This window comes from Acinetobacter sp. TGL-Y2 (assembly GCF_001612555.1).
Lineage (GTDB): Bacteria > Pseudomonadota > Gammaproteobacteria > Pseudomonadales > Moraxellaceae > Acinetobacter.
In genome coordinates, this window is record NZ_CP015110.1 from 2,762,452 (window position 1) to 2,774,868 (window position 12,417).

18 protein-coding genes are annotated in these 12,417 nt (G+C 40.5%); all 18 read left to right on the forward strand.

Features of this window, described 5'->3' with window-relative positions; translation table 11 throughout:
* Positions 1 to 31: 31 nt before the first annotated feature.
* The 18 genes from AMD27_RS13135 to AMD27_RS13215 all read left to right on the forward strand — a co-directional run bounded on the left by AMD27_RS13135 (position 32) and on the right by AMD27_RS13215 (position 12,412).
* A complete protein-coding gene (locus AMD27_RS13135) occupies positions 32 to 868 on the forward strand; it encodes a DNA adenine methylase (RefSeq protein ID WP_067661317.1) in 837 nt (278 codons plus the stop codon).
* 84 nt (positions 869 to 952) lie between these two features.
* Positions 953 to 1,489 carry a phage baseplate assembly protein V gene (locus AMD27_RS13140; RefSeq protein ID WP_228140667.1) on the forward strand — a complete coding sequence of 179 codons (537 nt, stop codon included), beginning with the start codon at positions 953 to 955 and terminating at the stop codon, positions 1,487 to 1,489.
* Positions 1,486 to 1,854 (forward strand): GPW/gp25 family protein, encoded by a 369-nt coding sequence (locus tag AMD27_RS13145; RefSeq protein WP_067661322.1) that lies wholly within the window; start codon positions 1,486 to 1,488, stop codon positions 1,852 to 1,854. The genes AMD27_RS13140 and AMD27_RS13145 overlap by 4 nt, the downstream gene beginning before the upstream one ends.
* Positions 1,851 to 2,747 (forward strand): baseplate assembly protein, encoded by an 897-nt coding sequence (locus AMD27_RS13150; protein ID WP_067661324.1) that lies wholly within the window; start codon positions 1,851 to 1,853, stop codon positions 2,745 to 2,747. The genes AMD27_RS13145 and AMD27_RS13150 overlap by 4 nt, the downstream gene beginning before the upstream one ends.
* The gene (locus AMD27_RS13155) at positions 2,740 to 3,264 is read left to right on the forward strand and encodes a phage tail protein I (RefSeq protein WP_067661326.1); all 525 of its coding nucleotides are present in this window, start codon (positions 2,740 to 2,742) and stop codon (positions 3,262 to 3,264) included. The genes AMD27_RS13150 and AMD27_RS13155 overlap by 8 nt, the downstream gene beginning before the upstream one ends.
* A gap of 13 nt (positions 3,265 to 3,277) precedes the next feature.
* Positions 3,278 to 4,168, forward strand: a complete 891-nt coding sequence (locus AMD27_RS13160; RefSeq protein WP_067661328.1) for a phage tail protein — start codon at positions 3,278 to 3,280, stop codon at positions 4,166 to 4,168.
* Between the two features lie 106 nt (positions 4,169 to 4,274).
* Positions 4,275 to 4,907, forward strand: coding sequence for a hypothetical protein (locus AMD27_RS13165; protein ID WP_067661330.1), 633 nt, complete (start codon positions 4,275 to 4,277; stop codon positions 4,905 to 4,907).
* A gap of 83 nt (positions 4,908 to 4,990) precedes the next feature.
* Positions 4,991 to 5,644 carry a hypothetical protein gene (locus AMD27_RS13170; protein ID WP_067661332.1) on the forward strand — a complete coding sequence of 218 codons (654 nt, stop codon included), beginning with the start codon at positions 4,991 to 4,993 and terminating at the stop codon, positions 5,642 to 5,644.
* Positions 5,645 to 5,660: 16 nt separating this feature from the next.
* Positions 5,661 to 6,287, forward strand: coding sequence for a phage tail sheath subtilisin-like domain-containing protein (locus tag AMD27_RS13175; protein WP_067661334.1), 627 nt, complete (start codon positions 5,661 to 5,663; stop codon positions 6,285 to 6,287).
* Positions 6,288 to 6,289: 2 nt separating this feature from the next.
* Positions 6,290 to 6,796: a phage major tail tube protein gene (locus AMD27_RS13180; protein WP_067661336.1), complete on the forward strand. Its 507-nt coding sequence runs from the start codon at positions 6,290 to 6,292 to the stop codon at positions 6,794 to 6,796.
* A gap of 45 nt (positions 6,797 to 6,841) precedes the next feature.
* Positions 6,842 to 7,195 carry a phage tail assembly protein gene (locus AMD27_RS13185; protein ID WP_067661338.1) on the forward strand — a complete coding sequence of 118 codons (354 nt, stop codon included), beginning with the start codon at positions 6,842 to 6,844 and terminating at the stop codon, positions 7,193 to 7,195.
* 11 nt (positions 7,196 to 7,206) lie between these two features.
* Complete coding sequence (locus AMD27_RS18230) at positions 7,207 to 7,308, forward strand: GpE family phage tail protein (protein WP_228140668.1); 102 nt, start codon at positions 7,207 to 7,209, stop codon at positions 7,306 to 7,308.
* Between the two features lie 13 nt (positions 7,309 to 7,321).
* Complete coding sequence (locus AMD27_RS13190; protein WP_067661340.1) at positions 7,322 to 8,554, forward strand: phage tail tape measure protein; 1,233 nt, start codon at positions 7,322 to 7,324, stop codon at positions 8,552 to 8,554.
* A gap of 42 nt (positions 8,555 to 8,596) precedes the next feature.
* Positions 8,597 to 9,832 carry a hypothetical protein gene (locus AMD27_RS13195; RefSeq protein WP_150115781.1) on the forward strand — a complete coding sequence of 412 codons (1,236 nt, stop codon included), beginning with the start codon at positions 8,597 to 8,599 and terminating at the stop codon, positions 9,830 to 9,832.
* A 9-nt stretch (positions 9,833 to 9,841) separates the two neighbouring features.
* Positions 9,842 to 10,273 (forward strand): phage tail protein, encoded by a 432-nt coding sequence (locus tag AMD27_RS13200; RefSeq protein WP_067661344.1) that lies wholly within the window; start codon positions 9,842 to 9,844, stop codon positions 10,271 to 10,273.
* On the forward strand, positions 10,270 to 11,259 hold the full coding sequence (locus AMD27_RS13205; protein WP_067661346.1) for a contractile injection system protein, VgrG/Pvc8 family: 990 nt from the start codon (positions 10,270 to 10,272) through the stop codon (positions 11,257 to 11,259). Before AMD27_RS13200 ends, AMD27_RS13205 begins: the two co-directional genes overlap by 4 nt.
* Positions 11,260 to 11,270: 11 nt before the next feature.
* Positions 11,271 to 11,588, forward strand: coding sequence for a hypothetical protein (locus AMD27_RS13210; protein WP_067661348.1), 318 nt, complete (start codon positions 11,271 to 11,273; stop codon positions 11,586 to 11,588).
* Positions 11,588 to 12,412: a hypothetical protein gene (locus tag AMD27_RS13215; RefSeq protein WP_067661350.1), complete on the forward strand. Its 825-nt coding sequence runs from the start codon at positions 11,588 to 11,590 to the stop codon at positions 12,410 to 12,412. The genes AMD27_RS13210 and AMD27_RS13215 overlap by 1 nt, the downstream gene beginning before the upstream one ends.
* Positions 12,413 to 12,417: the final 5 nt, after the last annotated feature.

Consider the following 12,417-nt stretch of genomic DNA (forward strand, 5'->3'; position numbering starts at 1 on the left):
GATAGCCCAGAGCTACCAACGGAGTTGACTTATGTCCCCGAAAACTAACCCTAACACCTTAACAAAACCCACTTATAACGCTTCAGGCCGATCCTTTTCAGGTTGGTTGGGCGGTAAATCTCAACTGGCACGAACCATCATCGACATGATGCCCGAACATAAACATTACTGTGAAGTGTTTGGCGGTGCAGGCTGGGTTCTATTTAAGAAATCAAGCTCTCCCCTCGAAACCATCAATGATGTGAACGGGGATTTAATTAATCTGTACCGTGTCTTTAAATACCATCCTGATGCACTAGAAAAAGAATTTGAGACACAACTGATTAGCCGTGAAGAGTTTGAACGCTTAAAAGCTGAAAAGAATACTTCACTGACTGACGTGCAACGCGCAGCGCGTTTTTATTATTTGCTACGCACCTGCTTTGGAGCAAAAGTTGCAGAACCGAATTTCTTTTCTCATGTAGAGCGTCAACCGCATTTGAAATTGGGTGATGACTTAAAGACTGTGCTTTCTGCAATTCATCAGCGTTTGCAAAAAGTGAATATCGAAAATCGAAATTATGACGTTTTGATTCAAAAAATGGATCGTGATGATACCTTATTCTATCTAGATCCACCGTATTACAACTGCGAAAAATACTATGGCAAAGATATATTCAGCCGTGATGATTTTATTAAATTACGTGAATTACTGAAAAATATTAAAGGCAAATTTATCTTAAGCCTGAATGATATACCTGAAGTACGCGAGTTATTTGATGGTTTTTATTTTCACTCAAAGCAAATCCGTTGGTCATTAAACAGCAAAACACATGATGAAAATAATGGCAAAGAACTGATCATCACCAATTATGAAATTCCTGATTAAGCCCTAAACAGGATTCAACTCCTCGCACTTTAAAAACAAAATGCCCATGCTTTCAATCATGGGCATTTTTACGTTTAAATCATTATGAGTAGTCAACTTTTAAGACAATTTCAAAACCTATCAAGTATCGGCACCGTGATCGCAGTCGATGCTTCAGCATGGAAAATTCGTCTAAAAATTGATGAAAATGAAACAGATTGGATACCCATTCCGACGATGGCTGCAGGTGTCGTCAAAGTTTGGCGCTGTCCATCCATCGGAGAACAGTTTTCAGTTTCAGCCCAAGGTGGTGAGCTCACCAGTGCGGTACCACAAATCAGCCTTTTTTCTGAAGAGTTCCCTCCCCCAAGTACCGACCCTGACGAGGTGTATATCCAGTTAGGTGAACATTTTTTTGTGGTGAATATTGCTTCAGGTGAGGCTGTTTTTAAACTCAATAAATGCACTTTTGATGTATTTGAAACTGTTTTTACTGGCACTTTGCATGCCGAAAAAGCCATTTCATCGAATGCAGATATCACCTCTGATACAGATGTAATTGCTCAAAATATTAGCTTAACCAAACACAAAACATCAGGTGTCAAAGGTGGATCAGAAAATTCTGGAGGACCCATTCCATGAAAGGCATGCATCGCAGTACGGGTAAAACAATTACAGATCATGATTCATTTCCCGAACATTTATACCAATCTATCCATGACATTCTCAGCACCTTAATCGGCACTCGATTATGTCGAAGAAATTACGGCTCTCTTGTTCCGCATCTGATCGATCAACCCTGTAATGACTTTACCAAACTTCAAATTATGAATGCCTCTGCGACCGCACTGATTCGGTTTGAGCCTCGTATCAAGATTAGCCAAGTACAAGTGAGTCAAGCCACTGCCGTTGTCGGATATTGGCTGATTACCATTCTAGGCAATATTAAGACCATGGTAGGTACTCAGACAGTTAAACAAGAATTTTTAATTGGAGCAGCTGCATGAGCTCAAATCGTATTGATCTTTCTGCATTACCCTTCCCTAATGTTATAGAGCAGCTCGACTTTGAAGCTGAATTAGATGCATGCAAACAAGATCTCATAGTAAGAGATCCTGAACTAGCGCCAGTATTAAATTTTGAAAGTGAGCCAATCGTTAAACTATTGGAAACCTTTGCATATCGCTTATTGCTTAAAACTTCTCAAATTAATGCCAAAGCTAAAGCCCTCATGTTGGCATATGCAAAAGGTGCAGATTTAGACCATTTAGCTGCAAACCGAAATGTTTACCGTAAAACCATTATTGAAGCAAATCCAACAACCAATCCACCAGTCGAAGCGGTCATGGAAAGCGATGAGGATTTGCGTCGTAGAGTTCAATTAGAACCAGAAAGTAAATCTGCAGGATCAGTCGGCGCATATCAATTTTGGGGTTTGGGTGCGCATGGTCATGTCAAAGACATTGCGGTTGAAACACCATTGTCAGGTCATGTAGACATATTTGTGCAAAGTCATATTGATGATGTTGCACCTCAAGCTTTACTCAATATTGTCGATCTCGAACTGGATCCAGCCACAAGACGCCCCCTTTCAGACTTCGTCACCGTAAAAGCAGCGACACCATTTGAATGGACTGTAGCAGCCACCTTGGTTTTGTTCCCTGGTCCCGATTCTGTTGTGGTTAAAACGGCTGCTGAAGAGGCTTTAAATACTTACATCAAAATGGTCAATGCTTTGGGCTATGACGTTACTCGTAGCGGAATTTATCATGCACTGCATGTCGCAGGCGTACAAAATGTGATTTTGGCATCGCCTGCAAATGACATCATTTTAGCCAAAAGCCGTTATGCCAAATGCATAGGCATTTCACTAACCATTACGGAGTTCCGAGATGTCTAAACTCTTGCCTCCAAATGCTACAAAACTTGAAAAAAATATTGAGCAACTTGGTGAAAAAATGACTGCACTTCCAGTCCCTTTTATTGATTTACATCGCATTCATCTTTGCCCGGTTCCTCACTTACCATGGCTTGCATGGGAGCATCGGGTCGAGTATTGGCAACCGAATTGGGCCGAGTCACAGAAACGCAATGCCATCACAGAAAGTAAGGCTTTCAATGCTCAACGTGGCACCCGGTCTTCCATTGAAAGTTTACTTTCAACTGTCGTCCCACAATTCCAATTAATCTCTTGGCATGAGCTCACACCAAAGCAACCGCCTTTTACTTTTATAGTAAATATCCCCACCAGTTATCTGCTTAGCATCGATCAATTACTTCAAGTATTAACTGCACTTGAAGCCACAAAATCTGCACGAGATGCATATTCAATCACCGCAAAAGTTAAAACAGAAAGTCATTTTAATGTTGTCGGTGCGTCACATACGGGCGAAACCGTTTATTTATCTACAATTTAATAAGGTTCGAATTATGGCTGCAAAATACTATGTCACTTTGACTGATTACGGTTCATCATTAATTGCACAAGCTCATAATGTTGTCAGTATTCAACTCACTGCTATGGTGATTGGGGATGCGAATAATCAACCTTATGAACCGATTGATCAAAAAAACCGAACAACTTTAGTCAATGAACGTGCCCGAGTTCCCATTCAGTCCGTTCAAATTGAGGGTCAAATTGCTCGTGTATCAGCAACATTAGAAGCTCATATTGGTGGCTTCAATATGCATGAATATGGCTTTATCGATACCACGGGCCAATTGGTCTATATTGCCAATTTTCATGGGGCATATAAGCCTATCATTTCCGAAGGTGCAGGCGGTGAACTTGAAATTGTCACAGATATCAAGGCAGATGCAGGTGCACAAGTTTTAATTCAAATCGACTCAAATGTAGTCACTGCAAATAAACAATGGGTGTTAGACCAACTCAATAGCATCAAAGAATTAATGCTCAGTCGCCATGATATTGCTGTTGGTGACCCTTTTATCACCACCCTATTGTTCAACAACTCTGATGAAGTGGCAGAACACAAGGGTTACGGCTCATGGCAAAAATATGGTGATGGTCATGCATTAGTCAGCCGTGCATTGGATAGTAATGAAGAAGCACCAACATTTATGAAAATCATGGGGAGTACCGGTGGTAAATTTAAGCATCAACTAACCATTGAAGAGTTACCAAAACATAGACTCCCAATCGATGCGACAACCAGCGATAGCGGAGGTAGCGCACGTCCCTCTTTTAATTTTACAACTGATGCTCCTGCCAATTTAAAAACAGAGGAAATTGGAGCTGATCAAGCCCATAACATCGTTCAGAAATCAATTGTAATCGATGTTTGGATTCGTACCACATAAAACCAAAATCCTGATTAAGACTTAAACAGGATTCTCCTTATAGAATAATAAAATCTGAAACAGCATGATGATTCCAGAACTGTTACATCACAAATTTGGAGTCATCATGGCTGAATTTCATCACGGAATATCTAAAAAAGAACCCACTTCAGGCATCATTCCAATGCGTGATGCGGATACCAATATCATCGGACTGATTGCCTTTTCAGACGATGCAGATCAAGATATTTTCCCACTAGATACGCCGACTTTAGTGACATCAATCAATCGAGCACTTGCAGCTTCAGGCACTGAAGGTAATTTAAGAGCTTGTTTAGAAACCATGTCTGCTATTACTTCTCCAACATTGGTGGTTATTCGTATTCAAGACCCATTTAAAGGCGAGGTTTTTAACCAAAGCTTGGTCATTGGTACAACATTGCCAACAGGTCAGCGTACAGGTATCCAAGCATTACTGACTGCAAAATCAATCTTGGGAATCACGCCAAAAATTAACATTGCACCGGATGTAGAAAGCCCTTCAGTGGTGCAAGCCCTCGCTGCTGTCAATAAAAAACTTCGTGCCTTTTCTTATGTCACTCCACGTGATCAGTATGGCGTGATGTTAGAAACCATGCAGCTTGTTAGCGCTTACCGTGACACGCTTTCAGACCGTGAAATTATGTTGATTTGGCCTGAATTTACCAGTGGGAATGTCTTTCTGGGAAAGCAGTTAGCCTTAGCAACATCAGTTGTGTAGGGGCTACTTCTTCATTCAGATTTCACTTTGCTAGAAAAATTAATCCATCTGAAGTTCCATCAACTCCTGCTCAGCCGACAATATTGATTGATGGTATAGAAATTAATGAGATTAATGTCCAACCGATCTGGCTTCAAGTTGAAGTATTGCACTTGATTGATACTGCACCTCCGCTGGGCTATGAGTGGGTTGATGTAGGACTTCTCTGTACAAATACGGATTTAGAAAACCATCGAATTGAAATTAAGACTACTACCGAAGATCTTTTAGTTTTTGCTTTCGAGAACCCAAGCATTATGCAATTTAATCATCGTCATGTGGGCGTGTGTTTAGCAGCGACTGAATTGAATTGTACAGATGGTTATTTATGTTTTAGCGAATTAAATGCCTATTGGGATCAATTAACAGGGATACAGCAGGTTTATGTACCGATTGCATTAACTGAAAATGGTCCCTCTATTACACAATCATTTACCGTCAATTTTTCAGGAGCAGGGAGTGAACAACCTCACCTCACCATCACAAATAATTTGACGGCACAGCTCGCACAGTATGGCTTATATGCTGAAACAGGGATAAATCACGGTGAAGCGGTTCAAATTGGTATTCCTTATAACCGTGGGCTTTCAACATTATCCCAGATACCTGATTTTTATATTTTAGATGAAGGCAATACTTTCAGTGCGGCTAGCTTGACGCGTGGTAAACCTAATATTTCTTGTTTTTATCCCATGTAACCGAGGAGTCTTATCAATGACCTATCTATATGGCGCAGGCATTCTGACCGCTGTTGTTGCAGCTGCTGCCCTTCGTGCTGAAACAGATAAACAAGTGGGATGGCACAAATCCCTTTCTAATATTCCACTAACTGGACCGACAGGTATCAGTCGCCCTATTACTTGGGACTTAGAAGATCCTGACACAGATGCAGGTTATCTCAACAGTAAAGAAATTACGACACTCATACAACATCAAGGGTTTCGTTTTTGGGGCAATCGCACCTGTTCTGCAGATCCCGATTTTGCATTTGAAGTCTCAACCCGAACAGCACAGTTTCTGCTTGATACGATTATTAATGGCTGCTTCCCCTTTGTTGATGAGCCTTTAACTCCGTTCTTGGCAAAAGACATTATTGACTCAATTGATGCTGAACTTCAAGAGCACGTCGGGGCTAAACGCTTGTTAGGTGCTTCAGTGTGGTATGACCCAAATGAAAACTCAACGACCCAGTTACAACAAGGACAAATGTGGGTCGATTATAACTACACCCCTGTTCCGCCACTTGAAAATCTTGGCTTGAACCAACGTATTACAGGTCGTTACTTAGTGGACTTCGCCCAAATGATTAATGGCGCCAACTCAACCACTGAAGGAGTTTAAACATGCTACCAAGAACGCTTAAAAATTTTAATGTCTTCGTCAATATGCATTCGTGGGCAACTGTAGCAGAAAGCTTCAATATTCCGAAAATCACTAAAAAAACTGAAGACTTCCGTGGTGCAGGCATGATCGGTGATATTGCTTTAGCAATGGGTTATGAAAAACTAGAAGGTGAAGTGACTTATGCAGGTTTTGACGTTAAACAATATCGTCAACTTGGGGTTTGCGGTACCAATGACTTACCCGTGCGCTATGTCGGTATTTATGAGAACCAAGATACATGCAGCATTCAAAACATCGAAATTTATATGCGTGGCCAGGCACTTGAGCTTGATCCTGGTGCATCAAAAAATGGCGATAAAACTGAAATTAAAATGACTTACAACTATACCTATTTCCGTATGGAAGTAGATGGCGTAGTCGAAGTTGAACTTGATTTCATTCGAGGTATTGAACGCTTCGGCAGCAATGATCTTGTCGCAGATATCAAAAAACTACTTGGTCTTTAATCAGACCAAGCTTCACTTATCTTAAAATTTAAATCAGAGAAAATCATGAGTAAACCAACTGGACAAGCATCTCAAGAAACGAATACTTCAGCGATTGCTGATCCGAACGTCAAAACAGCGACTTTAGAAAATCCGATTATGCGAGGTGAAATTGCGATTACAGAGATTCAAATTCGTAAACCGAATGTCGGTACATTACGAAATTTAAGTCTACAAGATGTGCTCAAGTGGGACATTAACGCAGTCAATACCGTGCTGACTCGAGTCACGCAACCCACCCTGAATGTCGCTGAATTAAACGCCATGGATGTATCGGACTACACCACTTTAACCGTAGAACTGACGAGTTTTTTAGTCAGTGCGAAAGCCAAATCCCAAGCAGCGTTGATGACGTCATAGCCAATCTTGCCGTGGTTTTTCATTGGACACCGAAAGAATGTGAACACTGGGAAATAGAGGAACTCATGCAATGGAATGAACGTGCCCGAGTTCGATCAGAAGTAAGCCAATAAAACAGGTCAATATATGAGTAGTCTAAGTCTAAGTGCCATTTTAACCATCGTAGATGAAGCTACTCGCCCCCTTAAAATGATTCGTCAGTTTTCAGATAATACTGAAAACTCAATTGAGGATCTGACTCGTAGTATTGACCATCTAAATAGAACTCTAGGTGGTTCAGATGCACAGCGCTATAACCAATCCTTGCAACAAACTGAAAAAAACTCTCATGCTGTCCGTTCAGTAACCAAGATGTTAGCCACTGAATATGGTCATGCCGATCATGCATTATCTACACTTCTTAATAAAACCAAACAATGGGATGCTCAACTCAAAAAAAGTCGCCAAGCCATGCATGCCGAACTTAAAAACACGGCTATGGGTTTAGTGGGCATCGGTTTTGCGGCTTCTGTACCCATCAAAGCATTTGCTGATGCTGAAGAGGCGAGCACTAAACTTAAAGTATCAATGATGGATAGCACTGGAAAAGTTGCACCTGAATTTGAAAAAATCAATCAACTTGCAACAAAGCTTGGAGCACAACTCCCTGGTTCAAATGCCGACTTTCAAAATATGATGACCAACTTGGTTCAACAAGGCATTAGTTTTAAGTCAATTTTAGGTGGAACTGGTGAGGCTGCGGGTAATTTAGCAGTTCTACTCAAAATGCCATTTGATGAAGCAGCAACCTTTGCAGCCAAAATGCAAGATGCGACTCAAACCGCAGAATCAGACATGCTCAGTTTAATGGACACCATTCAACGTACTGCCTACTTAGGTGTAGATCCAACCAATATGCTTGGTGGATTCGCCAAACTTGGTGCAGGCATGAAAATGATCAAGCAAGCAGGACTTGAGGGTTCTAAAGCAATGGCTCCCCTTTTGGTCATGGCAGATCAAAGTGGCATGACAGATTTAAGTAGCGCAGGTAATGCCTTAACTAAAACCTTCAAAGCCATGTTAGATCAATCCAAAATAGATAAAGCATTAAAGGGCACAAAATTAAAACTCAATTTTAGTGATGGCAAAGGCGAGTTTGGTGGTTTAGACAAGATGTTTAAGCAACTCGATCAACTCAAATCGATGACCACCCAACAACGAAATGGCATCATTTCAGACATTTTCGGTAATGATGCTGAAAATATGCAGATCCTGAATTTATTAATTGATAAAAATAAAAAAGGTTATGACGACACGATTGAAAAAATGAATCGTCAAGCAGATCTACAAACACGGATTAATGAACAGCTCGGCACTTAAAAAAACCTCTGGGAACAAGCCCAAGGTGCAATGACCAATGTCATGGTTGACTTAGTAGCAGCGATCGCACCTGATTTAAAAATATTTGTAAATCATATTAGTGCCATCGCCGAAAAAATCAGTACATGGGCAAAAGCCAATCCAGAATTAGTACGTTCACTTGCCAAAATTGCGATGCAGCTACTTCTATTTAAAGTTGCCTTACTCGGGGTTCGATATACCACTAACCTTTTCTTCGGGGCAATCGTCAGCGTAATTGCAGGCATTACCAAGTTAGCAATTTTAATGTTTGTCATTCGGACTGTGGCAGACAAACTCGGCATTGGATTACCAACTCGATTTACCTTAATTGCAAAAACCATTCAATTGGTCAGTCGTGCGTTTACTTTCTTGGCCAGTCGAGCTATCCCCTTAGTTCTAACTGGTTTACGTGCAATGGCGATAGCTTTGCTGACTAACCCACTTACAGGTGTAATCGTGTTGATTGCAGCAGTAGCACTTGCGATCTATCGCTATTGGCAACCCATCAAAGCATTTTTCAAAGGTTTTTGGGATGGACTCAAAATTGGTCTTGCACCACTCATGGATAGCCTTCGTACTGCATTTAATAATCTTAAAACAACTCTTTCGCCTTTACAGCCTATTTGGGATGCCCTAGTTGGGGCATGGAGTATCTTTAAAGGGGTTTTGGGCGAAATGCTGACACCTATGCAAGCCACCAATCAAGAACTTCAAAATGCCACCAGTTATGGTCAAACCTTAGGTCAATTTATTGGCGTTTTAGTCGGAATTTTTGCTGAAGCATTTATGAGCATTGGAACTTGGCTTGGTGAGACTGCAGCCAAAATTGTGATATTTGTAGGTGCTGCCATGGTCGCTTGGGAAAGCTTTAAAAATGGTGTAGTCAGTGTTGGCGCAACCATTGTCGATCATTTACTTTCACCCATCCGATTAGTGATTGGCGCTGTCAATATGCTCATTACGGGACTGAATAAAATCCCCTTTGTGAATATTCCAAAGATTCCACAAATACCCCAGTTTAGTAATTCTGCAACGACTCAAACGGGTGTCCCAACTAAAACCATTCAGACTCAACCGATTACTCCTTTACGCTTGCCTCAAACTAAGACATCCGTCAATCATTTTGCCCCTGCACAAATTCATATTTCAGGTGTAGCAGATACGCAAGCCGTTGCTGTATTGATGGATCAAAAACTAAATAAATGGCAACAATCTGTAGGCGCAGCGCAAAACCGCAGTTATAGCGATAATGATTAAGGACATACCATGTTAATGAGCCTCGGACAGTTTTTATTTAAAATCGATACATTGAGTTTCACCGAAATTCAGCGGCAACGTGCGTGGACATATGCTGAAAATGAAGTGGCTACAGGCAGAGCCAAAAAGCAATACACAGGTGTAGGCTCAGATACCGTTACTTTACCGGGTCTCATTTATGAAGAATATGGATTCGGGCGTCGATATGCGATTGATGAACTTGCAAGCATGGCCAGTACAGGTCAAGGCTTTGTACTCATGGATGGCAGTGGATATTTATACGGTGTCTACGTCATCGACAATATTGATGAAACCAAGAGTTATCTTTTAGACAATGGCGTTCCTCGAAAAGTCGATTTCACTATAAAACTTTCTCGAACCGATGATGAGCGCATCGAGGAGCAAACCGCACCTGAAACCACCAATGAGGTGGTGACATGATCAAGACGCCAACATGCCTGATTACTGCAGACAATAAGCCTTTAAATGATTTAATTCTCAGTCGAATTATCAGCGTAACTGTAACGGATAATCGTGCAAATGAGGCCGATGAGCTCAGCATTGTGCTTGATGACAGTGATGGCATTTTAGAGTTACCAAAACGTGGCGTACGACTCAATTGTAAAATGGGTTTTATCGGTGAAGAACTGCACGATAAAGGCGACTTTATTGTTGATGAGACAGAATGGTCAGGTTCACCCGATCAAATCACCATCAAAGCATCGAGTGCCAATTTTAAAAGTGATATCAAAGTCGCTCAGTCCAAATCTTATCACCGTAAAACCTTTGGTGAAGTTGCCACTAATATTGCACAAAAACATAGCTTGCAATTGATCATGACCAGCGAATTAAAAGCCATCAATCTACATCATATTGACCAAACCAATGAATCAGATCTCAATCTACTGGCACGGTTAGCCAAGCTCAATGGTGCTGAAATGGCGGTGAAGAAAGATCGTTTATTGATATTTAAAGCAGGTACAGCCAAATCCGCTTCAGGTCAAGATTTAGCTTCGATCACTTTGACCAGGAGCGATGGAGATCAGTTCAGATACAGTGAACACGATCGTGAATCAGATTACACCGGTGTGACTGCAGGTTATCAGAATACTGGCAAGGCTAAACGTGAAATCGCTCATTCAGGTCAGGCAGGAAAAGTAAAAAGAATTAAAGGTACGTTTGCCAATAAAGCCGAAGCTGAACGTGCAGCACAAGCAAAAATGGCAGAGATTAAACGCCAAATGGCAAAGTTCAGCATCAACCTTGCATTGGGCATGCCTGAAATCAGTACAGAGTCCCCTGTCAAACTAGATGGTTTTAAAAAGGAAATTGATCGATTGGAATGGATCGTTGAAAAAGCTACGCATACATACAACAAGTCCAAAGGATTAATCACGCAATTAGAACTTGAATCAAATTTAAATTGAGGTAAACCAATATGAAGGCCACTATAAAAATAGGTGATAGTTTTGCTGTACCCATTCAATTCTACGACACTAAAACTAATCTCGGCATGATGCTGAATGATGATATGAAAATTTCGGCAACAATTATCAATTCTTCACAACACGTTATTGCAAAGCCAGTCGTAACTTTACTTGAACAAGCTGGCATGATCTTGCTTGAAGTACCTGTTTCAATTACTAAAGATTGGAAAATCGGTACTGCACAGCTTGATATCAAATTAGAGATAAATGATCGTGTTCGTCACTCTGAAAATATTCAATTTCAGATTCTGCGGAGTATCACAGCATAATGAATATTGGACTTAAATTGTTTTGGACAAATAGTCCAATGCCTGTGGATCAGAAACTTGATCATCCTGATATTGTTTTAAGTGTTCCGTTCGGCAACGTTTTAATTATGAATTCAAACAACATCGAAGACACACCTGCTGACAACAAACTGTATTGTCGCAAGAACTCAAAGTGGTTTGAGCTTCCTGAAGTTGATTATTCAAATTATTACAATAAGTCAGAAGTTGATGCGCTGGTCAGTGGTCGTGAAATTAATGAAGGTACTATTCAAACAATCAATGCCACCTATGTTGACCAACTATTAACATATGCACCGACGGAAATTTCTAAGCCTTATACAGGGAAACAAAGTGCTTATTTATATGTAACAGCAGCAATTAACAAAGAAATTATTCTTGATTTATCGCTCGGACTCTCAAGCATTCGGAATATGTCATTTGTTATATCGGCTGCATCCGCAGCAGAATTGATTTTTTTTGAAAGCCCAATTTACTTAAGTTGGAACGGGTTACACATTTCAAGATCTATTGAATCTGGTAGTCGTTACGGTGAAAGTTTTAACGGATTTTTTGGTGACTTAACCAATGAAGAACTTAAAGACTATAAAATATCATTTAAAGTAATCAAAAATGGAATTGTTTCAAAGCTCATTAATTCAAGTAATGACGTTGTAGCAGAACAAAAATATTTCGCATTGAGTGCACACACGGGTAATATTTTATTGTGTTTATCCAGTGAGGATACATGGGGGGTTTATCCCAATCAAAATGATGATCCACTCTATGGCGCTATTCCATCAGCCATAGTAAAAATTCAAAATTAATTATT

Excerpts from the sequence above, each read along its gene's own strand:
- AMD27_RS13135 (WP_067661317.1), top strand. The coding sequence starts at position 32 with ATGTCCCCGAAAACTAACCCTAACACCTTAACAAAACCCACTTATAAC.
- AMD27_RS13140 (WP_228140667.1), top strand. The coding sequence starts at position 953 with ATGAGTAGTCAACTTTTAAGACAATTTCAAAACCTATCAAGTATCGGC.
- AMD27_RS13145 (WP_067661322.1), top strand. The coding sequence starts at position 1,486 with ATGAAAGGCATGCATCGCAGTACGGGTAAAACAATTACAGATCATGAT.
- AMD27_RS13150 (WP_067661324.1), top strand. The coding sequence starts at position 1,851 with ATGAGCTCAAATCGTATTGATCTTTCTGCATTACCCTTCCCTAATGTT.
- AMD27_RS13155 (WP_067661326.1), top strand. The coding sequence starts at position 2,740 with ATGTCTAAACTCTTGCCTCCAAATGCTACAAAACTTGAAAAAAATATT.
- AMD27_RS13160 (WP_067661328.1), top strand. The coding sequence starts at position 3,278 with ATGGCTGCAAAATACTATGTCACTTTGACTGATTACGGTTCATCATTA.
- AMD27_RS13165 (WP_067661330.1), top strand. The coding sequence starts at position 4,275 with ATGGCTGAATTTCATCACGGAATATCTAAAAAAGAACCCACTTCAGGC.
- AMD27_RS13175 (WP_067661334.1), top strand. The coding sequence starts at position 5,661 with ATGACCTATCTATATGGCGCAGGCATTCTGACCGCTGTTGTTGCAGCT.
- AMD27_RS13180 (WP_067661336.1), top strand. The coding sequence starts at position 6,290 with ATGCTACCAAGAACGCTTAAAAATTTTAATGTCTTCGTCAATATGCAT.
- AMD27_RS13185 (WP_067661338.1), top strand. The coding sequence starts at position 6,842 with ATGAGTAAACCAACTGGACAAGCATCTCAAGAAACGAATACTTCAGCG.
- AMD27_RS13190 (WP_067661340.1), top strand. The coding sequence starts at position 7,322 with ATGAGTAGTCTAAGTCTAAGTGCCATTTTAACCATCGTAGATGAAGCT.
- AMD27_RS13195 (WP_150115781.1), top strand. The coding sequence starts at position 8,597 with ATGGTTGACTTAGTAGCAGCGATCGCACCTGATTTAAAAATATTTGTA.
- AMD27_RS13200 (WP_067661344.1), top strand. The coding sequence starts at position 9,842 with ATGTTAATGAGCCTCGGACAGTTTTTATTTAAAATCGATACATTGAGT.
- AMD27_RS13205 (WP_067661346.1), top strand. The coding sequence starts at position 10,270 with ATGATCAAGACGCCAACATGCCTGATTACTGCAGACAATAAGCCTTTA.
- AMD27_RS13210 (WP_067661348.1), top strand. The coding sequence starts at position 11,271 with ATGAAGGCCACTATAAAAATAGGTGATAGTTTTGCTGTACCCATTCAA.
- AMD27_RS13215 (WP_067661350.1), top strand. The coding sequence starts at position 11,588 with ATGAATATTGGACTTAAATTGTTTTGGACAAATAGTCCAATGCCTGTG.